The sequence below is a fragment of the Rhizobium leguminosarum bv. trifolii WSM2297 genome (genome assembly GCF_000271845.1).
This window is the reverse complement of the sequence record NZ_JH719395.1, coordinates 1,587,971-1,608,045: the sequence shown is the minus strand read 5'-3', so window position 1 is coordinate 1,608,045 and position 20,075 is coordinate 1,587,971. Positions and strand designations below refer to the sequence as shown.

The window sequence follows — 20,075 nt, the reverse complement described above, 5'->3', positions numbered from 1 at the left end:
GCGATACCCCGCCCAGCGCCCTGCCGGCACCTTAGTCTGCTCGGCAATCAGCGTGGCCACGATGTCGCCAAGCCAAGGGGCTGCTTTGCATAGCCGCTCGAGCAGCGATGGGTCGGACAAGCGGGCGATCCCGCCCGCTTCGGCCCATGCACAGGTCTCGCGTAGCGACATACCAAGGCCGCCATAGGCAAGCGCCAGCCGCAACAGCGTCTCGGCGTTCTTGATTTCCCGCACCCGCGTGAAAGCGCCGCGCAACCGAGCCGTTGCTTCCAGGTCAAAACCCGCCGGAAGCCAAGCGCTCACTTCCGACCAATGATCCAAAATCTCAGGACGAATCGTCATCCCAAGCTTGAATCATAACCAGATTCCTCATGTCCAGCCCTAACCTAGCGCATATGAGGGTTAGGGTGAGGGGCATGCTGCGATCTCCCAGTTTTGAGGAAGCGTTCTAATGTTCTTCCTACACGGCCGGCTTGCCGTGGCAGCCCCCTCTGCCCTGCCGGGCATCTCCCCCACAGGTGGGGAGATCGGCAAGTGGCGGGACCTTCCCGTCTCTCCACCGTCTCGCCGGACGGAGACGCCCGTTGTTTGAGGAAGCCAGCACGCCCAGCCAATCTCCCCACCTGTGGGGGGTCCGAAGGACGGGTCGAGACCCGTGGCTCGACCCCGGGCCCGGCAGGGCAGAGGGGGGCTACCACGGCACGACTTCTCCGCCGTCATTCCTCGGATTTCACGCTGCGGCATTCCGCTGCTTAACCGCGAGCCGATAGCGCATTGAACTTGTAAGAACGCCATCCCCCGCGTTCAACGCGCCACCTTACGAAAATGTATAGTCCGGGCGAGGTGCCCGTGAGATTTCCGGCGCAGGCTTGGCGCAGTTGTTGCCAAGTTGAAGGCTAGATTTCTCATGAATATGCGCGCCACACCTGCCGCCCTGATGCCGGCGATCCATCCGGTCAGCCTGCGGGTCGATACCTACCTGATCAATCTCGACCGCGCGCCCTTGCGCCGGTTTCGCATGGAGCGGCTGCTGGTGGGCATCGGTCTTGCGTTTGAGCGGGTGGCGGCGGTGGATGGCGCGGCGCTCAGCCTGCCGCATCCGGATTTTGACGAAGCCGCCTATGTGAGCCGGCACGGCCGCCGGCCGAACCCTTTCGAGATCGGCTGTTTTTTCAGCCATGTCGAATGCGCCAGGCGCTTCCTCTCCGGCAATGCCGAATTCGCGCTCATGCTGGAAGACGACCTCGATTTCGACGACGATCTGGCCGAGGTGATCGAGGCCGCCCTTCGACACCAGACGCGCTGGGACATCCTGCGTCTTTCCACCGTCAACACCGGGCGAAAGCACAGGGTGGAGCGGCTGACGGCGTCGCACTCGCTTGTCATCGCGCTCACCCGCGAGAAGGGCTCCGGTGCCTATCTGATCAACCGCAAGGCGGCCGGCTGGATTGCCGGGGCGATGCTGCCGATGCGGCTGCCATATGATCTCGCCTTCGACCTGGAGTTCGATGAGGGCTGAGCGCCTGCTTCGTCGATCCGCTGCCGGTCAGTCAAAGGGCCGATCCCTGCTCGCAGATCCAGGCCGGGCTTTCGGCCTACCGGCTTGGCCGCCGCCGGCCGTGGAGCGTGTTGCCCTATCGCGCGGCGGCCGAAATACGCCGCTTTGCGCTGCGCTTCAGCCGCCTCGCGGCGTGGAGGATGAGAGGTCAGGACCGTTCTGTCGAGAGCAGCGGAAAGCCGATCGAGACGATAAGGCCGGGCTGATTGTCGGCCATGCTGATCTCAGCCGCATGCAGCTCGGCGATCGCCTTGACGAGGCTGAGCCCGAGGCCGCTTCCGGGTGTCGTGCGGCTCTTGTCCAGCCGGTAGAGCCGCCGAAAGACCTTCTCCCTTTCGCCGGCCGGAATGCCCGGGCCGGTATCGGCGACCGAGAGGATGGCGCGATCGTGCTGGCGGCGCAGCGAAACCGCGATATCAGTTCCGGCCGGGCAATGGTTGATCGCATTCTCCACCAGATTGGCGATCATCTGGGTCAGCAGATCGCGGTCGCCGCGGATGATGGCGGGACAGCGCGCCGTTATCCGCAGCGATTTCAGCGCGTCTTCGGCGACATCGACATAGACTTCGGAAATCGTCGCCAGCACGGCATCGAGATCGGTCGCCTGGAAGCGCTCCTTGCGGGCGCCGGCCTCGATCTGCGAAATGCGCAGCAGCGCCTCGAAGGTCGCGTTGATCCGGTCGCTCTCGTTTCTGGCTTCGTCGAGAAGGGCCGAGACATCCGCCTGCCGGTCGTTGCCGGCCACTGCCGCATCCAGCGTCAGGCGCAGCCGGTTGAGCGGCGTTTTCAGATCGTGGGCGATATCGGCGCTCACCTGCCGCATGCTGTCGACCAGGGTCTGCAGCCGCCCGAGCGCCGCGTTGATCTGGATCGCCACCGTATCGAGATCGTCGCCGTTTCCGCTGATCGGAATGCGGGCGTCAAGCGCGCCGTGGGAGACCTCGTTCATGGTCAGCGCCACCCTGTCCAGCCGCGCCTGGGCGCGAAGGGCCAGAAACATGCCGCCGCCGATCGCCGTTGCCACGACGATCGCGCCGGCCCATTCGAAACTGACCAGGACGATCCTCAGCATCTCCTCGACATCGTTGAAGTTTTCGCCGACCACCAGGCTGTAGGGGCCGAGCGTCGACACCTGCATCCGGTAGCGCTCATGCCCCTTCAGCCCGACATCGCGCGAGGTGACGGTATAGACGCCGTTCGGGATCGGCGGTGCGGCGAAATTGCCGGCGAGTTTTTTGCCGGCATGGTCGGTCAGCGAATAAAGCCCGTCGGAGGTCGACTGGAAGCTGGCATAATTGTTCAGCGTGTTGATCAGATCCTCGGTGTCACCGGGCTGGTAGGTCGAGACAATCAGTGAGTTCATCTCGGTGAGCGACTGTTCGAGATCGCGGCCAAGGCCGAGGTTCAGCATGTGATAGATGATCGCGCCGCTCAAAAAGAAGGTGACGACGAAAAGCACGCCGAAGGTGACGGCAAGCCGGAACGGCGTGCTCCGGCGCAGGCTGGAGAATGATGCCGAAAAATGGCTGCGGTCGGGAAACGTCATTCTGATCTAGCGCGGGGCATGCAGGCTGTATCCGGTGTTGCGGACCGTGTGCAGAAGCTGGGCCTGGAACGGCTTGTCGACCTTGGCCCTGAGGCGGCTGATATGGGTTTCGACGACGCTGGTCTTCGGATCGAAGTGGAAATCCCAGACGCGCTCCAACAGCATCGTCTTGGTGATGACCCGGCCTTCGCCGCGCATCAGCACCTCGAGCAGGGTGAATTCGCGCGGCTGCAGCTCGATCACCTGGCCGGCGCGGCGCGCCTCGCGCCGGATCAGATCGAGCTCGAGATCGGCAACCCTCAGCACCGTCTTCTGCTCCTGCACCGGCGGCCGGCGGCCGAGCGCATTGACGCGGGCCAGAAGCTCGGAGAAGGCAAAGGGCTTGGTGAGATAGTCGTCGCCGCCCGCCTCCAGCCCCTCGACCCGATCGTCGACGCCACCGATCGACGTCAGGAACAGCGCCGAGGTGCCGACCTTGGCCGCCCGGAGCGAGCGAACGATCGCCAGCCCATCGAGCCCAGGCAGCATACGATCGACAACGATAACGTCATAGGCCTCACGCTGCGCCTGAAACAGCCCATCGCGGCCGTCGCCGATGACGTCGCAGACATGGCCTGCTTCGGAAAGGCCCTTGGCGATATAATCGGACGTCTTCCGATCGTCCTCGATAAGCAGGATCCGCATCAGCCCGATCATTCCCGGCAGGTGTGCGGGCAATCTAGCGGAGCGGACGGCTGAGCGACAACTTACGGATTGGTAAGGTGGGGCGGGCGTTAGGCGACGAGTCAGCGTCGCCCGCCGACACAGGGCTTTAGAATTCCCTCGCCGGAAGGCTGACCGATCTTGGCCTTATCGTTGCTCTTATTCAGCCCGTTTCCTAAATCCCCGACCCGTCGAGTTGCTGGGCGTCGTCGCCTTCCCAAGGTGAGGGCATCGAGAGGCGCGCGAGATTGGCCGAGGGCATCGGCATCCAACACTTCAATTCCGGCTCGGCATATTCGATGATCTGGCCGGGAGAGGAATCCGAGGCGCGCCAGCCTTCTGCGCCGAACTGATCGCCATGCGACCAATAGGCGAGGTCAACTTCCGCCGGCCCCTGTTCGGACGGGCGGATGGTGACCAGGATCCGACTGCCGTCTTTCGGTGCGCTGGCCATGCTGCGCCAACGGTCTGCCTCGTCCATTTTTTGCCTCCTGCCTTGCTGCAGCTGCAACTGTCGCCTCGCCATCGAAAGCGGTCAACTCAAACTTTTTGGGGTCGTTCGCTATCGATGGCAGTTTAAGCTATCCTGATGTCCCGGGATGGAGAATTAGCGCATGGCGAAGCTTGTCTTCGGAATGAACATCTCCCTGGACGGCTATGTCGATCACCAGGAATTTGCGCCCGATCCCGTCCTCTTTCGCCACTGGATCGAGCACGTGCGCGGCCTGACGGGAAGCCTCTATGGCCGCCGCCTGTACGAGGCGATGCGCTACTGGGACGAAGACCATGCCGAATGGACCCCGGAGCTGCGCGAGTTTGCAATCGCATGGCGGAGCCAGCCGAAATGGGTCGTGTCGCGCTCGTTGACGTCGGTCGGACCCAATGCCACGCTGATCGCGCAGGACATCGAGACGGTGATCCGCGGGCTGAAGGCGGGGCTTGGCGGGGAAATTCAAGTCGGCGGGCCGGAGCTGGCGGGAAGTCTGACCGACCTTGGCCTGATCGACGAGTATCGGCTCTACTTTCACCCGGTGGTGCTCGGCCGCGGCAAGCCGTTCTTCACCGGTCCGCGGCCGCGGCTGCGCCTTGTCGCCAGCGATTTGATCGGCGGGGAGGCGGTGCGGTTGACGTATGTTCCTGGTTGATGGGGGATTGGGCTAAAGTGAAAGTGGTGCCGTGTAGCCCCCTCATCCGACCCTTCGGGCCACCCCACCGGGGTCGAGCCACGGGTCTCGACCCGTCCTTCGGACCCCCGCTGGGGAGAAGAGGGGAGCAAGGCGCGCCGACTCTGCCAAAACGAAATCCTTTTCTCCATGGCACTCCATCCAATGGAGTCGATGGCGAAGCGGCATTCTCCCTCTTCTCTCCAGCGGGGGGAGAAGGTGGCCCGCAGGGTCGGATGAGGGGGCCACACGGCATGGTGCCAATGACGATCAGCTATGGAACCACAGTACGGAAACGCCAGGGCAAAACCCTGGCGTTTCGGTTCAGGCCACCAGGCCCTTGGTCAGCTCCAGCGCCTGCCGCTCGAACAGCCGGCGGTAGATGCCGTCGTGGCGGCGGATCAGCGCCTGGTGGTCGCCTTCTTCGGCGATCTCGCCCTTGTCGAAGACCAGCAGCCGGTCGAGCGCCCGCACTGTGGACAGGCGATGGGCGATGACAAGTGTGGTGCGGCCGTCCATCAGCCGTTCCATCGCCTGCTGGATCTGCACTTCGCTCTCGCTGTCGAGGCTTGATGTCGCCTCGTCGAGGATCAGGATCGGCGCATCGGCGAGGAAAGCGCGGGCGATGGCGACGCGCTGCCGTTCGCCGCCCGACAGTTTGACGCCGCGTTCTCCCACCATCGTCTCATAGCCCTTGGGAAGGCTCATGATGAACTCATGGGCGCTCGCCTGTTTTGCCGCCTGCTCGATCTCGCGCCGCGAGGCACTCGGCCTGCTATAGGCGATGTTTTCGGCCAGCGTGCGGTGAAACAGGATCGGCTCCTGCTGCACGATGGCGATCTGGCTGCGCAGGCTGGATTGCCTGACTTGGGCGATATCCTGCCCGTCGATGCGGATTGCGCCCGAATTGACGTCGTAAAGGCGCTGGATGAGCTTGACGAAGGTCGTCTTGCCCGAACCCGAATGCCCGACCAGCCCCACACGCTCGCCCGGCTTGATGGTGACCGAAAAGTCCTCATAAAGCGGGCTCGGATGAGCGCCATATTGGAAGGTGATGCGATCGAAGACGATCTCGCCCTTGCCAATCTGGATCGGTGTGGCGCCCGGCCTGTCCTCGATCCCGAGCGGCATCTTGTCGAGCAGCACCAGCTCTTCCATGTCGTTGACGGCACGCTGCAGATTGCGGATGTCCTGGCCGACATTGCGCAGATAGCCCTGCAGGACGAAGAACATCGCCAGCACGAAGGTGACGTCGCCAGGCGTCGCCAGCCCCTGCTGCCACATGATGAGGCCCGTTCCCAGGATGCCGGCCTGCATGGAGACCATCATGAAGCCCTGGATCGTGCCGCTCAACGTGCCGCGCTTCCATGTCCGCCGCGTGCGGCTGTCCCACGTGCCGAGCACGCGGCCGAGCCGGATCTCCTCGCGGCTTTCGGCGCCGAATGCCTTGACCACCGAGTTGCAGCTGATCGCATCGGCCAGCGCGCCGCCGAGCTTGGTATCCCAGGCATTGGCAAGCCTTGCCGCCGGCGACACGAAGCCCATCGAAAGCGCCACGGTCACGCCGATATAGACCAGCGATCCCAGACTGACGATCAGCCCCATGACCGGCCAATAGCTGCCGAGCACGATGCTGGCGCCGACCAGCATGACGATCGACGGCAAGAGGGCGACCAGCAGCAGGTCGTTGAGCGAATCCAGCGCCCACATGCCGCGCGTGATCTTGCGCACGGTCGAGCCGGCAAAGCTGTTGGCGTGCCAATCGGTGGAGAAGCGCTGCACCTTGTGGAAGCCGCCATTGGTCACATCCGCCATGGTGCGCAGCGTCAGCCGGATGATGCCGTTGAAGATGAAATAGCGCAGCGCCACGCTGGTGAAGCCCAGAGCAACGACGATGACGAAGGCGCTGAGCGCGCCGTCGGCCGCATTCGTGCCGGCGATGGCATCGACGATCTGGCCGGAGAACACCGGCACCATGACTTCGGCCAGCGTGCTCGATATCACCAGCACGATGATCAACCCCACCAAATCAGGCCGGTGGGTCCAATGATGAAAGATAAAGCCGAGCACGTTGCGATAGGCATCGGCGCGGAAATCGAGCTTCTTGCGAGTCATTTGAACCAACCCGGCCGCATATCGGCAACCGGTCCTCAAAAACGAGAGTTAAATGGCACAGCCCAAGCGGGAGACGAAATGATCCCGTCAGATCAATCGGGCTATGAAGGGAGAAAACCGCATGTCGGGCGCGCTCGAGGCGGGCCGCGAATGGAAATGACCTAGCGTCGGGTCATTCCGCACGGGAGGATTTTGGTGAATACTGATTTCATGCAATGCCTCCCTTATGTTCGATCTGACGCGGTAAGCCTCTTGTAGCGAAGGCAATGGCGCTTGCCAACCGGGAAATTACAACCTGACAGAAAGTGATGCGAAAACGACACAATCTGTAACGTGCAGGTTTATGCGAGCGCCGCTTGCCGCCAGTTTCTCCGAGCCGATACCGGGCATGTTATGCCAGAGCCGAAAGGTCGGTCGGCTCCGGTTTTGCGCCCGCTGCCGTCAGCATCGCGTGGATCTGGCCGCGGTGGTGGGTCTGATGGTTGAAGAGTTCGATCGCACACTGCGCCTTCGGCTTCTCGACCCGCCTCGCTCCGTCGCCGGGATACCAGACAAGCATGCCGTCAAGCTCCGCGTCGCGCAATCGTTCCGCCCAGGCTTCGATTTCAGCATTGCGTTGCAGACGCAGGGTCTTGAAGGCGTGCCAATCCGATGGGCTTGTCAGCGAGTGGGTGATGTTTTCCTCGGGGCGCTCATTGCCCTTCAATCGCTCCAGTATCAGGGCGTCGGCCCAATAAAGATGGTTCAGCGTTGCTGCGATCGATTGGAAGAACGCCCCGCGATCCTTCCAGCGCTCGGCATGCGTCAGCCCGTCGGCGGCGGTGACGAGAGAGCTATTCTGCCAGCTGTTGTAGCGGGCCATGAGTCGGCAATATCCAGCTGAGATCATTGTCTCGGGCTCCAATGGTTAGCGATGTGGGGGGAGATCGGCGAATGGCGGGGAAGACCCATGGGGGCGTTCGTGCTCTGTCGCCTGCGCCAATGAAAGGCGCGCCGTGCTATTCGGCACGGACACCGATCAGTCTATCCTAAAGCAGCATCGGCGCAAATGCCGGATGAGATTTTCCTTTTTGAGGGACGCCCGCTCATGGCGCGCTGCAGTCGCGGGAGGCTCCACGCAACCCGTCGCTGAATTGCCGCTGAGCTCATCCCACCCTCCGTCCTCCTCGGTCTTGACCCGAGGATCCACGCCGCCCCTCCAGATCCCGGGCTCAAGGCCAGGCCTGTCCGGCCGAGGCGGATGGCTGCCCCTAACCCTAACCCTCTCCCCGTAATGACGGGGAGAGGGGACGTGCCCTGCGAGAGGTTGGCGAGGGACGGAGAGGTTGCGGCAAATCACCCGCAAGCGGGGAAAAGGTGCCGGCAGGCGGATGAGCGGCGCCGCAAAAACCGGCAGAAATTCAATAGAATCAATACCATCGACTGATCCTCAGTCTTTGATCTCCCCGACAAGCTCCCATATGTCGACCTTCTCGGCGCGGCCCTTGAGGGGGGCGAGACCGAGGGGGCGGAAGTCGAAGCGGTCGGCGACGGCGTTGCGGGTGGCGGTGCTGACCAGGATCGATGTGTTGAGCTCCTTGTTCAATCCTTCCAGCCGTGACGCGACATTGATCGTATCGCCCATCGCCGTGTATTGCTGCCGCGAAATGGCGCCGAAGCTGCCGACGACGGCCGGGCCGGTGTGCAATCCAAATCGGGTGACGAGTTCGGGGCGGCCATTCCTGAGATTGGCTTCGTTCAGGTCGTCGATCGCCGCTTTCATGGCCAGCGCGCATCGACAGCCGTTTTCGGCATGTCTGATATCGTCGACCGGGGCGTTCCACATGACGAAAATGGAATCGCCGAGATATTGCACGACGGTGCCGCCATGGCGTTCGGCGATGGTGTTCAGCAGTTCGAAATAGGCCGAAAGGGTGTCGACCACCTCCTCGGGCGAATGTTGTTCGGAGATGGTCGTGAAGTCCTTGATGTCGGTGAACAGTGCGGTGACATCCTGCCGCTTCGCCCTGACGATCGTTCTCGTTTCGGGATTGACGATCTGCCGGACCACTTCACGCGGCACATAGAGGGCAAACTGACCGATGGCATGACGGCTGGCGACCAGCGCATTCGCCAGCGTGTTGATCTCCGATATCCACGAATGCGACTCGCCCTTCTCGCTGACATCCAGATCGCCGATCCTGCGCGCCTCGTCGGCCAGGCGATAGAGAGAGCGGCTGACCATGCGAGACAGCGCGACGGATGCGGCGACACCGGCGAGCACGAAGGCGGCGGCAACGAAAAGATTGCGCACCAGCAGCCGATTGGCCACAGCCACCAGATCCTCCAGCGGCACGACGATTGCGGCCTTGCTTCCCATAAACAGGCCCGACACGCCGACCGGGGCGATCTGTACCAGATGGGTTTCGCCGTCGAAATCGACCCGCGCCAGGCCGCCGTCGGCAAAGGCCGGATCCTGCGTCAGCTGCGCCACGGTTTCGAGGCTCGGGTCGAAACTGTTTGCCGTCGCGGCAAAGGCCCCTGAGGTTCTCGACCACAATGCGATGATCCTGCGCATGATATCAGGGTCGGAATGGGCGACGAGATTGCCGCCGGCATCGATGATGTAGGCCCGGGCATGCGGCGAAATCTCAGCTGCATCCAGCAGCCGGCTGACGGTCTGCAGGTGAATGTTGATGCCGATGACGACCTGGCCGTCCTCCCGCATCGGGGCTGCGATCGCCAGCGTTGGAACTTTGAGCGTTCCGGTGACATAGGGGCCGACGGAAACCGGCGCGCCGTCTTGAATCACCGATTGATACCAGGGGCTTTGCCGCGGATCGAACGATCTATCCTCGACATTGCGCTCCCCGATCATCTTTGTATCGCTGTCGAGAAAACCGAGCGTCGAGATGGTATCGGCCGCTGGTCTGCGGGCGATCATCCGGATCGCGAAAGCCGTGCCATCGGGTGCGGCGAGCGTCTGGCGGACGTCGCGCCGGGCCGTATTGATCACCTGCAGGTAGGAGCCATCGGGATAGCCGGCGTAAATGCTGGTGGCGTTCGGGACGTTTCTGAGAACCTCCTGAAAGAATTGCTGTTTTGCCTGGATATCCTGAGGCGGCGGGGAAACGAGCTGCGGCAGGGTGGTTGCCAGCGCCACCGCCTCGGTGCCGCCCTGCAGCGCATTGCGGTATCCCTCGATCAGCCGCAGGCTCATCTGACGCATCTGCTGCGCGCCGGCGCTGACGGCTGCCTCGCTGCCATGGCTGAACGCCATCCAGATGATCGGCGCCGACGTAAAAAGCAGCGACGCGACGACGAGGACGCCGAGATGCAGTCTTAGGGGTTTGGACCAGCGCACGCGATTTCCCCCGAAATGCGGACACGTCTCAGCAGTATAGCGCAATACCTGTTTTGCGGGCCTGCTTGTCGGCCTGCCTTGCAGAGCTTTGGCAAGCGGCAACGAACATACCCGACGATATCAGCTAACTGCTTTTTGAAGACTTGCACAAGCTGGCGATATCAGCTCTCCCGCTTTGAGGAGGGGTGGGCTCAGCTTTTATAGTCGGGCTCGCTGCGATCGAGCGTGCGTTTCACCGCCTGCAGATGCAGCCGGGCCGACTCCGGGTCTCCTTCGCGCATCTGCCGATAGGCCGCTTCGGCGATCTCAGGTGCGACGGCAAGGACCTGGCGGCCCGTCGACAAAGCCAGCGTCTGCACCTCGCAGGCGCGCTCGAGATAATAGAGGTCGTCCCAGGCCTCGGCGATATTGGGTGCACAGACCATCACGCCGTGGTGCTTCATGAAGACGATATCGGCATCGCCGATCGCTGCAGCGATCCGATCGCCCTCGCGCGCATCGAGCGCCAGACCGTTGTAATCGCGGTCGACGGCTGTGCGTCCATAGAATTTCAGCGCGGTCTGCCCGGCAAAGATCAGCGGCTCGCCTTCGGTCATCGAAAGGGCGGTGGCATAGGGCATATGGGTGTGGAACGCCGCCTTGGCGCGCGGAATATTCTTGTGAATCCTGGCGTGGATGTAAAAGGCGGTGGCCTCGGGCTGACCGCTGCCCGACACGACGTTGCCGTGAAAATCGCAGATCAACAACATCGAAGCCGTCAGTTCGGCGAAGGCGTAGCCATAGGGATTGACGATGAACAGGTCGTCATAACCGGGAACCACGGCCGAGAAGTGGTTGCAGATCCCTTCCTCCATGCCGAGCCTTGCCGCCATCCGGAAGCAGGCTGCCAGATCCACGCGGGCCTGCCAGATTTCCTTCGTATCGAGTGTCGGCTGGTTGGGGCCGGCGGCGGGCGAGGGGGTCGTGTTGAGCGAGTGGGCCATGGGATCGTTTCAGATTGGTGTCGCGGAGAGCTTATTCGAATTACGCCCGCATGATCCTGGCATCAAGCCCAGTTTGCGGGCTAACTGCTGATAAAGAAATCGCGCCCGGCATAGTCGATTTTAACATAGGCAAGCCGTTCGGCCTCCTTGGGCAAGGCAAGCGCAAAGGTTACGCCTTCCTGCTTCAGGACCATCCGTCCCTGCAGCTTGTCAGCCTCCAGCGCTCCCAAATAAAGATGGATGCCGAGCTCGGTGACCTGCCCGGTCGTTTCGTTGGTGGACACAGCCGGCAATGCCCATTCAATCGATGGTATCAATTCCCTATCGCGCTCGCTTCGCGACATGTATTCACCGAACCTGCGGACTTCGTTCAGCGCCTTTCGAGTGAGCAAGACCTTCATATCATGATCCTCCGATAGCCGTAGATGATTCCAGCTACGCAAGGCGCGCGGCGGGCAACTTTCGGCCCGAAGCGCTCATTGCATCGTTTGCGCTTGTGTCGGCGATGGCCGCGCTAGACCACGTCATCGGCCGAAATGTGCTTAACTTCGGTAATTCTCAACAGTGGGATCTCGGCGCGCTCGTTTGCCTCCTTGACGTCTTGCTCCGACGAAGCATCGAACAGGCAGAATGATCGTTCCTCGGACGGTACGAATGTCGAGCGAAGATAACGTACTGGCTTACCCTGGCTGGTCATCTCCGCGGTGACGTTCTTCGCGCGCGACGCCGCCGCACTGAGCTGTTCGGGCGTGATTCCTGGCAGGTGTCTTTCGACCATGTATTGTGGCATGATGATTGTCCTTAGATTGAGCGATGAACAGCAAGCGTTTGAACATGTTGCACGATCGCTTTGAACTTCCGGCCGTTGCGAATGGACATCTACTTTGCCGCCGTATTCACTGACCTCGTCCGACACTCAGCGGTTTGGAACAGGGTTTCGCGCGACACGATCACCAACGCAATTGCGGAATATCGATACCTGTCTCAGATGCTTGCCAGCCAATACGGACGGCGACACGAGAACTTTACAGGCGACGGGCATCTTTATCTATTCGAATCTGCTGATGTAGCAGTCCACTTCTCGTTGAAGCTAATCGCCTATTGGAAGCAACGGCGGCGTCACTTGACGTCCAGCCAGGCGCACGACCTTCCAATCCGGGTGGGTTGCCACTTCGGTGAGTGCTCCCGAATGCACGATGACGATGCCTGGATCGGTCGTGCCCTGAACATCGCGAAGCGGGTGGAATCATGCGCCGAGCCCGATACTCTCTTCGTCACGCAGACCGTCCTCGATCTCATCGATTTGCCGGTCTATCTCTTCCACGAGGTCGACGTCTTCGAGCTCAAAGGCGATTACCTGCCGAGGCGGCATCTCTATCGGATCGTGTCAGTCGACCACACGGCACTTGCTGCACGGTCCGAAGAGCGGATGACAGCCGAAGACTGGTTCTTGAAAGGGGCCGGGATCGCCGGCACGGATGGGCGGGCGTTGGAAGAGGAGCGGCATTGCTACGAAAAGGCATTGGAGCTTCGTGCGGACTATCCGGAAGCGCACAACAACCTCGGCGTCATCCTGAAAGCCGCTGGTGACAGAACCGCCGCCGAAGCCCGCTATCTGGATGCCGTTCGTCTCTGGCCGCACTATCCGGAAGCTCACTACAACTTGGCGATACTTCTTCAAGAAACTGACCGCCCTGATGAAGCGACGGCGCATTATCGGCAGGCCCTGAAGTGTCGCCCAGACTATGTGGAGTCTGGCTGGTCTTTTCGACGAATGGGGAGATCGGTTCGAAGCGCATCAGCACTTCCAAGAGGCATTGCGGCTTCGGCCCAGCTTTGCCGAAGCGCACAACAATTTCGGTGTCTTCCTTGAGAAGCACGGTGCCGCGGAAGAGGCTGAATCGCATTACAGATACGCGCTGGAGCTGAGCTCGGATTACGCCGAAGCTCACTACAACTACGCGATGCTTCTCGAAGGGCGGGACGTCGATGCGGCAGAATTACATTATCGTGCAGCCTTGAAATTGTCGCCGGGATACGCGGAAGCCCACAATAATCTGGGGGTTCTTCTTCACGAGAAGGGCGATCTATCGGATGCAAAGTCGCATTATCTCAGCGCTATAAGATTGCGTCCCTTCGAGCCGCAGACATATCGGAACCTATCCCTTCTGCTGGCAGCGATGGGCGAGGAAGAACAGGCTGAACGATATGCCAGGAAATCAGACGAACTCTCTTCAGGTTGATCTGATGTTGCGCGCTTTAGGCCAGCACCGGGCCTTCTTCGTGATCGCTCCGAACCAGCAGCAAATGACGAATTTCATTGTTTGGGCACCAGGCCATCGAGCAGGAAGTCGAGGCCTTTGCTGAAGGCGCCGTCCCAATCATTGTCCAGCAGCAGCCGGGAGCGTTCGATTGTCGGGTAGTGTTGGCTGAGAGCCGAGAGGCGCTGCTGCGCGGCGGCTCTGTCTTCGTCGGAGAGTTCGAAGCTTGCCCGGGTGGTGGTCGCGCCGATCACATAATTCCAGAGCGACCATATTGCGACGTTCAGGTCGGCGTCCGCCACGCCGGCTCTGGACAGGGTGCTGCTCAGCAGTTCCATGCGAAAAAGGATGTTCGGGCCGAGCGCCCGGCGCGGCAAAAGCGCCGCCGACCAGGGATGGCGCAGCATGCAGGCGCGCCAGTCTTCGAGCATATGAACGACGTCTCCGCGCCAGTCGTGAGCCTCATCCGCTGGCGCCGGGCCGCGACATGCCAGCACCGAATCGAGCGCCAGATCGAAGACCTCCTCCTTGTTGCCGACGTGCCAATAGAGGCTCATCGCACCGGCGCCGAGGCGATCGGCCAGCCGGCGCATCTTCAATCCGTCAATGCCTTCGGCATCCAGCAGATCGATCGCGGTTGCCACGATCCGTTCCAGCGAGAGGGGCTGTTCACTGCGCGGCTCCGCCTCGGATGGAGGAGACACGTTACGTTCAGACCGCTTGCTCTGCCCGCCGCTGCGTTTGGCTGCCATCCGTTTTTCCCAAGCGCGTCGCATCAATCTTGATGCCACGCGCTTTCGGCCTTTGTTTTGTGCATGTCGTTATCCCGGAAGCACACTTCCGAGCGGCAAGCATTCGCTGATCGAGAGCGTCGATTTAAGCCGACAATGCGATGAATGTCGATCCTGCCGGATTGACTCGTACGATGTACGGTGCAAGTTAATCGTACGTCGTACGAGTCACCTCGTATCGGCCATAGCTCACGGTTCAAGAGAAAATCATGTCACGCGCAAACAAGCACCTGCTCATTGGAGGGCTCCTCATCATGACCATTGGAATTCCGGCTGCGACGACAGCCAATGCGAACGATCTCGAGCTTCAGATCGTCAACCCGAAAACCCTCTACGACCCCACGCCGAACGGCTACAGCACGGCGGTGATCGTGCCGCGGCAAGGCCGGCTGGCCTATATCTCCGGTCAGGGCGGGCAGGACAGCACCGGGGCCCTGTCGCCGGATTTCGCCGTCCAGGTGAAGCAGGCCTATGCGAATTTGCGCACCGCCTTGGATGCGCTTGGCGCCAGGCCCGATCAGGTCGCCAAACTGACGGTCTTCGTCGTCGACCACGATATGTCGAAGCTTGCGGTTCTGACCGAAAACGTCAAGGCGATGTTCGGCGCAGCGCTGCCGGCGCAGACTTTGATTCCGGTGCCCAAACTGGCGATCGACCCGATGCTCTTCGAGGTCGAAGCCGTCGTCGTTTTGGACTAGCCGCGGCCAGGACTGGCGCGGCGCTTGATCAGGCTGGAACGGTTTACGGGAGCGTAGACCGCTCCCCAGCCCCTAACCTAAATGTGGAATATCAAACTTTGGTTCAAAGCTTTGCTATGCAAACGTAGGTACTCCGTGTGGTCGGCGCAGCAGAAGTTTGATTTCACTTCCACGCAGCCGCGCTGTATCCTGATCCATTGCCGTGATGCGTGGCGGCACATGAAGAGGCGGGTCGAACATCGGCCTGGCTCTTCAGGCGCAGGTTAGTAGCAAAAACAACCAATCGAGGTATCGAAAAGATCGCGCGTTTTGGAAATCAGTGCGCAACCTCGCGGCGTTTTTCGAGGGGCTGCCTCCAAGGAGGTATGCAATGACACTCGCCACATCAGCATTACACCTGATCACAGTTGGGGCGATCTCCGTCTGCACTATCGTTCGAACCGACGCCCATGAAGCAAAGAGCGGCTGGACCTATCCTCCTGCGTGCTGCAGAGCTCAGGGTCTGGTTGGAGATTGCCAGGCCATTCCCACTCAGGGCATCAGTCGAGGGCCTCGCGGCTTTTCCGTCTTCCTGCATCCGGGGGACCACTACCTCGCGACACAGCCACACCTGTTCTTCATCCCGTATGGGAACGAAATCCCCTCCGGAGATGGCCGGTATCATATCTGCCTTCATCCGACGGAAAACGACGTAAACTGCTTCTTCTCGCCGCCTGACAGTTCCTGACCAGCCTTGCAAGCGGGACCCGCTAGCTTGCCTTCGCTCTGGCCTTTTGTTTTTACGTATTCCGGTCGGAAAACCGCTTCGCACTTTTCCTGGATGGCTCCAGTGCCGTCAACCCGCCTTCGGCTGCCCGGGGATCTGTGCGTAGGCCAGCAGAATGGCCTTGATCAGCCCCGGGAAGCGCTCGTCCAGCTCGGTGCAGCGGGTTTGATTGTGCATCTCGATACCCTGGCGCTCGCTGAGGATCAGCCCGGATTCGCGCAATACCTTGAAATGGTTCGACAGCGATGACTTGGGGATGACCCGGTCGCCGAGCTGGGCGAGCGCCGAACAGGTGCCGCCACCGGAGGCGCCGGCAAGCTGCGCGTAGATGGCAACGCGCTCCGGATCCGAAAGCGCATAGAGGATCGCTTCGGGCCGGATGTCTTCAAGGGCGGGGTGAAACAGCGGTCTCATGAATTTTATATAGCGTGCCTTGACATTAAGATCAACAGTTCCGAATTTCTGATCTACGGAACAAGACCGCCAATTCCGGCGGCAGTCCGGATCAGAAGGATTGAGATATGGCTAAGCTCACGGGAAAGGTTGCTGTGGTCACGGGCGCCTCCAAAGGCATCGGCGCTGCGATCGCCAAGGCATTCGCAGCCGAAGGTGCACAAGTGGTGGTGAATTACGCCTCGAGCAAGGCGGGAGCGGATGCCGTGGTTGCGGCGATCGGGGCGGCCGGCGGCAAGGCGATCGCGGTGCAGGGCGATGTGTCCAAATCCGAACAGGCGCAGGGCGTGGTCGATGCCGCGGTCAAGGAATTCGGCAAGCTCGACGTGCTGGTCAACAACTCCGGCGTCTATGAATTCGCCCCGATCGGCGAGGTGACCGAGGAGCACTATCGCCGCATGTTCGACGTCAATGTTCTCGGCGTTCTGCTGACCACCCAGGCGGCGGCCAAACATCTCGGCGAGGGCGGCAGCGTCATCAACATCTCCTCGGTGGTCACCAGCCTGGGGCTGCCGGCCTCGGCCGTCTACACCGGCACCAAGGGCGCCGTCGAGGGAATCAACAGCGTGCTTGCCAAGGAGCTTGGCCCGCGCAAGATCCGCGTCAACGCCATCCTGCCGGGCATGGTCGAGACCGAAGGCACGCATACGGCCGGCGTCATCGGCTCGGATTTGCAACAGACCATGGTCGCCCAGACGCCGCTCGGCCGCATCGGCCAGCCGGACGATATTGCGGACATTGCCGTGTTTCTTGCTTCCGACGATGCCCGCTGGCTGACCGGCGAACGCCTGGTCGCCAGCGGCGGTTTCCGCTGAGATGGGACTGAAAGCGCGCGCTTCTTGAGCGCGCGCATACTCGGCTACCGGCCCACTCACCCTCCGTCGTCCTCGGGCTTGACCCGAGGACCCACGCCGGCATCATCGGCTGTGGCCATGGATTCAGCCGCCATTCCGCCCCATGCCGGTGATTAGATCACGAATTCCTCCTCGTATGTCTGTGCTCGGGAACGACCGTGACCTCCACCGGAATGATCCAATTGGCCGCGTAGCTCTCGCAATCGGAACGCTGGAGGTCGGGCTGCACGCGCCCCGCCCCATCGATCGCGCGACATCGCAGTGTATATCGCCCTACGAGTGCAGAAACGCTGCTGCAAACGAGCGGCAGATCAGCAAGCGATTGTCCTTCGCGGGCACTGGGGCAACAGATCAGTCCGGTTGTTTGATCTCGATAGGGCTTTTCATGATGATTTCATGATGCGGGAACGGGATAGCGACACCAGCATTCTTGAAGGCATCCCACAGCGCCATCAGGACTTGCCCACGAACATTAGTCAGCCCGTTCGCGGGATCCGAGATCCAGAAGCGAAGCCGAAAGTCGAGCGACGACGCGCCAAAGCCGGTCAGCCAGCAGACGGGCGGCTTATACTGATTTGCGACCCGGGGCACCGTCGATGCCGTCGCAATGGCGATCTTCACGACTTGATGGGGATCGCTGTCATAGGACGTTCCGAAGTCGACGTCTATTCGTACATAATCACTCGAGAACGACCAGTTGACCACCTGCTGCGATATAAAGTCTTCGTTCGGAATGAGGTATTCCTTGCCATCGCGGGTGATGACAGAAACAAACCGCGAGCGCAGGTCACGGATCGACCCGAACGTGTCGCCAAGCGTGATCGTGTCACCCGGCTTGATTGACTTGTCGATCAAGATGATAATGCCGGATATGAAGTTTGATACCACTTTTTGAAGGCCGAAGCCGATTCCGACGCCGACTGCGCCCGAGAAAATGGTCAGCGCCGTAAGGTCGACCCCGGTCGCCGACAACGCGATGGCTCCCGCGATTATGATCAGGCTGATCTTGATGACTTTGCTGATCAACACCTTGATGGAAGGCGACAAATCGAACGCTTGGGGATTGTCCCCGCCCGCTGTCACGTCTCCGGCAGGCCAGCCTTTCGGAAGCCGTCGACAAAGTGGTCTCGTACAGACGCATCGCGTAGCGGCTGGGAGCTGAGCCAATGGCCGATCGTGAAATGAGGGTGGGCGATCAGGAACAACTCTGCTTCCCGCCGCGCCTCCTCATGGTGGCCCAACTGCGCAAGCGCAGCAGCCAGGAATTTGCGTGAGTTGGTACGATACGTGTCTTTTCTGCGCAGTGTAGCGGTTGCCGCCTCATAGTCACGCGCGGCGTATTGCGCCTGCCCAAGATGACAAAGATACCAGCAGGCCGGATAGGGATTGAGCCGCAAAGCTTTTTCGATCTGCGCCAGTCCGTCGGCAATCCTGCCGTCCAGCACAGACATATCCGACATGGCGGCCCAGGTGTCGGCGTGGTTGGGGTCGAGTTCCAGGGCCTTGGCGAAGGCGGCCTCCGATTCCTCCCATCGCCGCTCATAAGCCAAAATGGTCCCCAGAACATAACGGCAGCCGGCATCGTTGGGATCCAGGTCGACCGCCTTCTGCGCTGATGTCGCCGCCATCTTCCGGTTCGGATCTTCGGGCTCGCCGAAATGAGTCCAGGCGAGCCAACGGTTATAGGCGAGCAGACCGAGCGCCTCGGCATATGATGGCTCGAGCTTGACCGCGCGTTGGAGCAGCATATAGGCCTCACGCTCGGTTTGCGGCGACTCTTCCGTCAGCAGGCGGGCGCGCACACACAGATCGTACGCCTCGAAGTTCTTCGGCCGATTGCGCGGCGTCGGGATGGTCAGCCGGCCGACGAGGGCTTCAACAATCTTGGCGTTGACTTCATCCTGTAATTCGAAAACATCTTCCACCGTCCGGTCAAATCGCTCGGCCCACAAGTGCCCGCCGCCAAGCGCGTCGACCAATTGGGCATTGATGCGGACACGGCCCATTGCGCGTCTGGCGCTCCCCTCGAGGACGTAGCGGACGCCGAGTTCCTGGGCGACCAGCTTTACGCTGACCGGCTTGCCCTTGTAGCCGTACACGGAATTGCGCGCGATGACGAACAGGCCAGCCGTACGGGACAGGTCGGTGATCAGGTCTTCGGTCAAGCCGTCGACGAAAGGCGCGTCCGCTTCATCCCCACTCATATTCGTGAACGGCAATACAGCGATCGAGGGATTTTCCGGCAGCGGCAATATGCTCTGCAGCGCACCCGGCCAATGCCACACGTGGACCGGGCGGGTCAGGTTCTTCAGGTAGCGTTCGCCTGCATCGAAGAACCGCTCGTCGATCTTGCCGAGGATCTCGCCGTGAACGCTGGCTGAAATGCAGATGCCTCCCGGCGCGGCCTGTGTCTCGAGGCGCGCCGCGACATTGACCCCGTCGCCGAGGACGTCTGAACCCTCGTCAATGACATCTCCGAGATTGACGCCTATACGCAGAAGCAGGCGCCGGTTTCCGGAAGCCTCGACAGCAGTCGTGGCTCGTTGCATTTCCAACGCTGCTGCGACCGCTTCCACCGCGCTGCCGAATTCGATCAGGAAGCCGTCGCCCACGACCTTGAAGATGCGACCGTTGTGACCCTTCACCGCCGGCTCGATAACGCCGGAACGGAGTTCCCTGAGGTTCTCAAGCGTTGCGACTTCGTCAGCCTCCATCAGGCGTGAATAGCCCACCACATCGGCAACGACGATGGCGGCAAGGCGGCGCTGAAGAGAATGATCCGTCATGTGAGGACAAGCCTAACGACCGAATTAGCAAGTTATTGTTCAACCGCGGGTGAGTC

At 61.2% G+C, this 20,075-nt stretch carries 18 protein-coding genes and 3 pseudogenes; 7 read left to right on the top strand and 14 right to left on the bottom strand.

The window, feature by feature from the left end; genetic code table 11:
• A pseudogene (locus RLEG4DRAFT_RS39100) lies at positions 1 to 342 on the bottom strand (IS4 family transposase); the annotation flags it as partial.
• 565 nt (positions 343 to 907) lie between these two features.
• On the opposite strand from RLEG4DRAFT_RS39100, the pseudogene RLEG4DRAFT_RS23220 reads away from it, so the two are divergent.
• Positions 908 to 1,764 (top strand): annotated as a pseudogene (locus tag RLEG4DRAFT_RS23220) (glycosyltransferase family 25 protein).
• Here the strand turns inward: RLEG4DRAFT_RS23220 and RLEG4DRAFT_RS23215 are convergent.
• The 3 genes from RLEG4DRAFT_RS23215 to RLEG4DRAFT_RS23205 form a co-directional block, all read right to left on the bottom strand.
• On the bottom strand, positions 1,707 to 3,104 hold the full coding sequence (locus RLEG4DRAFT_RS23215; RefSeq protein ID WP_003580443.1) for a sensor histidine kinase: 1,398 nt from the start codon (positions 3,102 to 3,104) through the stop codon (positions 1,707 to 1,709). The pseudogene RLEG4DRAFT_RS23220 and the gene RLEG4DRAFT_RS23215 sit on opposite strands and share 58 nt — an antisense overlap.
• 6 nt (positions 3,105 to 3,110) lie before the next feature.
• Positions 3,111 to 3,788, bottom strand: a complete 678-nt coding sequence (locus RLEG4DRAFT_RS23210; protein ID WP_003580442.1) for a winged helix-turn-helix domain-containing protein — start codon at positions 3,786 to 3,788, stop codon at positions 3,111 to 3,113.
• 193 nt (positions 3,789 to 3,981) lie between these two features.
• A complete protein-coding gene (locus RLEG4DRAFT_RS23205) occupies positions 3,982 to 4,287 on the bottom strand; it encodes a hypothetical protein (RefSeq protein ID WP_003569638.1) in 306 nt (101 codons plus the stop codon).
• A gap of 133 nt (positions 4,288 to 4,420) precedes the next feature.
• Between RLEG4DRAFT_RS23205 and RLEG4DRAFT_RS23200 the strand changes: the two genes are divergently transcribed.
• Positions 4,421 to 4,951, top strand: a complete 531-nt coding sequence (locus tag RLEG4DRAFT_RS23200; protein WP_003580440.1) for a dihydrofolate reductase family protein — start codon at positions 4,421 to 4,423, stop codon at positions 4,949 to 4,951.
• Between the two features lie 342 nt (positions 4,952 to 5,293).
• Here RLEG4DRAFT_RS23200 and RLEG4DRAFT_RS23195 read toward each other — a convergent pair whose 3' ends face one another.
• The 6 genes from RLEG4DRAFT_RS23195 to RLEG4DRAFT_RS23170 all read right to left on the bottom strand — a co-directional run bounded on the left by RLEG4DRAFT_RS23195 (position 5,294) and on the right by RLEG4DRAFT_RS23170 (position 12,200).
• Entirely contained in the window at positions 5,294 to 7,084 is a 1,791-nt protein-coding gene (locus RLEG4DRAFT_RS23195; RefSeq protein WP_003580438.1) for an ABC transporter ATP-binding protein, read from the bottom strand.
• Positions 7,085 to 7,475: 391 nt separating this feature from the next.
• Positions 7,476 to 7,973, bottom strand: coding sequence for a DinB family protein (locus RLEG4DRAFT_RS23190; protein WP_003580435.1), 498 nt, complete (start codon positions 7,971 to 7,973; stop codon positions 7,476 to 7,478).
• A gap of 540 nt (positions 7,974 to 8,513) precedes the next feature.
• Complete coding sequence (locus tag RLEG4DRAFT_RS23185; RefSeq protein ID WP_003580433.1) at positions 8,514 to 10,427, bottom strand: adenylate/guanylate cyclase domain-containing protein; 1,914 nt, start codon at positions 10,425 to 10,427, stop codon at positions 8,514 to 8,516.
• A 191-nt stretch (positions 10,428 to 10,618) separates the two neighbouring features.
• Positions 10,619 to 11,410: an aldolase gene (locus RLEG4DRAFT_RS23180; protein ID WP_003580430.1), complete on the bottom strand. Its 792-nt coding sequence runs from the start codon at positions 11,408 to 11,410 to the stop codon at positions 10,619 to 10,621.
• An 80-nt stretch (positions 11,411 to 11,490) separates the two neighbouring features.
• Positions 11,491 to 11,811, bottom strand: a complete 321-nt coding sequence (locus tag RLEG4DRAFT_RS23175; RefSeq protein ID WP_003580429.1) for a hypothetical protein — start codon at positions 11,809 to 11,811, stop codon at positions 11,491 to 11,493.
• 113 nt (positions 11,812 to 11,924) lie between these two features.
• Complete coding sequence (locus tag RLEG4DRAFT_RS23170; protein WP_003580427.1) at positions 11,925 to 12,200, bottom strand: DUF4242 domain-containing protein; 276 nt, start codon at positions 12,198 to 12,200, stop codon at positions 11,925 to 11,927.
• Between the two features lie 81 nt (positions 12,201 to 12,281).
• Between RLEG4DRAFT_RS23170 and RLEG4DRAFT_RS23165 the strand changes: the two genes are divergently transcribed.
• Both RLEG4DRAFT_RS23165 and RLEG4DRAFT_RS47180 read left to right on the top strand, forming a co-directional pair.
• Complete coding sequence (locus tag RLEG4DRAFT_RS23165) at positions 12,282 to 13,283, top strand: tetratricopeptide repeat protein (protein WP_245277975.1); 1,002 nt, start codon at positions 12,282 to 12,284, stop codon at positions 13,281 to 13,283.
• Positions 13,228 to 13,653 (top strand): tetratricopeptide repeat protein, encoded by a 426-nt coding sequence (locus RLEG4DRAFT_RS47180; protein WP_245277974.1) that lies wholly within the window; start codon positions 13,228 to 13,230, stop codon positions 13,651 to 13,653. The genes RLEG4DRAFT_RS23165 and RLEG4DRAFT_RS47180 overlap by 56 nt, the downstream gene beginning before the upstream one ends.
• Positions 13,654 to 13,727: 74 nt before the next feature.
• Here the strand turns inward: RLEG4DRAFT_RS47180 and RLEG4DRAFT_RS23160 are convergent, their stop codons facing one another.
• Positions 13,728 to 14,423, bottom strand: coding sequence for a TetR/AcrR family transcriptional regulator (locus RLEG4DRAFT_RS23160; RefSeq protein WP_003580422.1), 696 nt, complete (start codon positions 14,421 to 14,423; stop codon positions 13,728 to 13,730).
• A gap of 248 nt (positions 14,424 to 14,671) precedes the next feature.
• Here RLEG4DRAFT_RS23160 and RLEG4DRAFT_RS23155 point away from each other — a divergent pair, with 248 nt between their 5' ends.
• Positions 14,672 to 15,160 carry a RidA family protein gene (locus RLEG4DRAFT_RS23155; RefSeq protein ID WP_037094053.1) on the top strand — a complete coding sequence of 163 codons (489 nt, stop codon included), beginning with the start codon at positions 14,672 to 14,674 and terminating at the stop codon, positions 15,158 to 15,160.
• A gap of 370 nt (positions 15,161 to 15,530) precedes the next feature.
• Positions 15,531 to 15,887 (top strand): hypothetical protein, encoded by a 357-nt coding sequence (locus tag RLEG4DRAFT_RS47175; protein WP_003580416.1) that lies wholly within the window; start codon positions 15,531 to 15,533, stop codon positions 15,885 to 15,887.
• Positions 15,888 to 15,995: 108 nt separating this feature from the next.
• Here RLEG4DRAFT_RS47175 and RLEG4DRAFT_RS23145 read toward each other — a convergent pair whose 3' ends face one another.
• On the bottom strand, positions 15,996 to 16,340 hold the full coding sequence (locus RLEG4DRAFT_RS23145) for an ArsR/SmtB family transcription factor (RefSeq protein ID WP_003580412.1): 345 nt from the start codon (positions 16,338 to 16,340) through the stop codon (positions 15,996 to 15,998).
• Between the two features lie 107 nt (positions 16,341 to 16,447).
• Here RLEG4DRAFT_RS23145 and RLEG4DRAFT_RS23140 point away from each other — a divergent pair, with 107 nt between their 5' ends.
• Positions 16,448 to 17,194, top strand: coding sequence for a glucose 1-dehydrogenase (locus tag RLEG4DRAFT_RS23140; RefSeq protein ID WP_003580411.1), 747 nt, complete (start codon positions 16,448 to 16,450; stop codon positions 17,192 to 17,194).
• Between the two features lie 390 nt (positions 17,195 to 17,584).
• On the opposite strand, the pseudogene RLEG4DRAFT_RS23135 reads toward RLEG4DRAFT_RS23140, so the two are convergent.
• Together RLEG4DRAFT_RS23135 and RLEG4DRAFT_RS23130 are read right to left on the bottom strand one after the other, a co-directional pair.
• Positions 17,585 to 18,283: pseudogene (locus tag RLEG4DRAFT_RS23135) on the bottom strand (mechanosensitive ion channel family protein); the annotation flags it as partial.
• 29 nt (positions 18,284 to 18,312) lie between these two features.
• Complete coding sequence (locus tag RLEG4DRAFT_RS23130) at positions 18,313 to 20,019, bottom strand: adenylate/guanylate cyclase domain-containing protein (RefSeq protein WP_003580407.1); 1,707 nt, start codon at positions 20,017 to 20,019, stop codon at positions 18,313 to 18,315.
• Positions 20,020 to 20,075: the final 56 nt, after the last annotated feature.

What these genes read in the sequence shown, in the direction of transcription:
- RLEG4DRAFT_RS23215 (WP_003580443.1), bottom strand. Translation starts at nt 3,104, where the DNA reads ATGACGTTTCCCGACCGCAGCCATTTTTCGGCATCATTCTCCAGCCTG.
- RLEG4DRAFT_RS23210 (WP_003580442.1), bottom strand. Translation starts at nt 3,788, where the DNA reads ATGCGGATCCTGCTTATCGAGGACGATCGGAAGACGTCCGATTATATC.
- RLEG4DRAFT_RS23205 (WP_003569638.1), bottom strand. Translation starts at nt 4,287, where the DNA reads ATGGACGAGGCAGACCGTTGGCGCAGCATGGCCAGCGCACCGAAAGAC.
- RLEG4DRAFT_RS23200 (WP_003580440.1), top strand. Translation starts at nt 4,421, where the DNA reads ATGGCGAAGCTTGTCTTCGGAATGAACATCTCCCTGGACGGCTATGTC.
- RLEG4DRAFT_RS23195 (WP_003580438.1), bottom strand. Translation starts at nt 7,084, where the DNA reads ATGACTCGCAAGAAGCTCGATTTCCGCGCCGATGCCTATCGCAACGTG.
- RLEG4DRAFT_RS23190 (WP_003580435.1), bottom strand. Translation starts at nt 7,973, where the DNA reads ATGATCTCAGCTGGATATTGCCGACTCATGGCCCGCTACAACAGCTGG.
- RLEG4DRAFT_RS23180 (WP_003580430.1), bottom strand. Translation starts at nt 11,410, where the DNA reads ATGGCCCACTCGCTCAACACGACCCCCTCGCCCGCCGCCGGCCCCAAC.
- RLEG4DRAFT_RS23175 (WP_003580429.1), bottom strand. Translation starts at nt 11,811, where the DNA reads ATGAAGGTCTTGCTCACTCGAAAGGCGCTGAACGAAGTCCGCAGGTTC.
- RLEG4DRAFT_RS23170 (WP_003580427.1), bottom strand. Translation starts at nt 12,200, where the DNA reads ATGCCACAATACATGGTCGAAAGACACCTGCCAGGAATCACGCCCGAA.
- RLEG4DRAFT_RS23165 (WP_245277975.1), top strand. Translation starts at nt 12,282, where the DNA reads ATGGACATCTACTTTGCCGCCGTATTCACTGACCTCGTCCGACACTCA.
- RLEG4DRAFT_RS23160 (WP_003580422.1), bottom strand. Translation starts at nt 14,423, where the DNA reads ATGGCAGCCAAACGCAGCGGCGGGCAGAGCAAGCGGTCTGAACGTAAC.
- RLEG4DRAFT_RS23155 (WP_037094053.1), top strand. Translation starts at nt 14,672, where the DNA reads ATGTCACGCGCAAACAAGCACCTGCTCATTGGAGGGCTCCTCATCATG.
- RLEG4DRAFT_RS47175 (WP_003580416.1), top strand. Translation starts at nt 15,531, where the DNA reads ATGACACTCGCCACATCAGCATTACACCTGATCACAGTTGGGGCGATC.
- RLEG4DRAFT_RS23145 (WP_003580412.1), bottom strand. Translation starts at nt 16,340, where the DNA reads ATGAGACCGCTGTTTCACCCCGCCCTTGAAGACATCCGGCCCGAAGCG.
- RLEG4DRAFT_RS23140 (WP_003580411.1), top strand. Translation starts at nt 16,448, where the DNA reads ATGGCTAAGCTCACGGGAAAGGTTGCTGTGGTCACGGGCGCCTCCAAA.
- RLEG4DRAFT_RS23130 (WP_003580407.1), bottom strand. Translation starts at nt 20,019, where the DNA reads ATGACGGATCATTCTCTTCAGCGCCGCCTTGCCGCCATCGTCGTTGCC.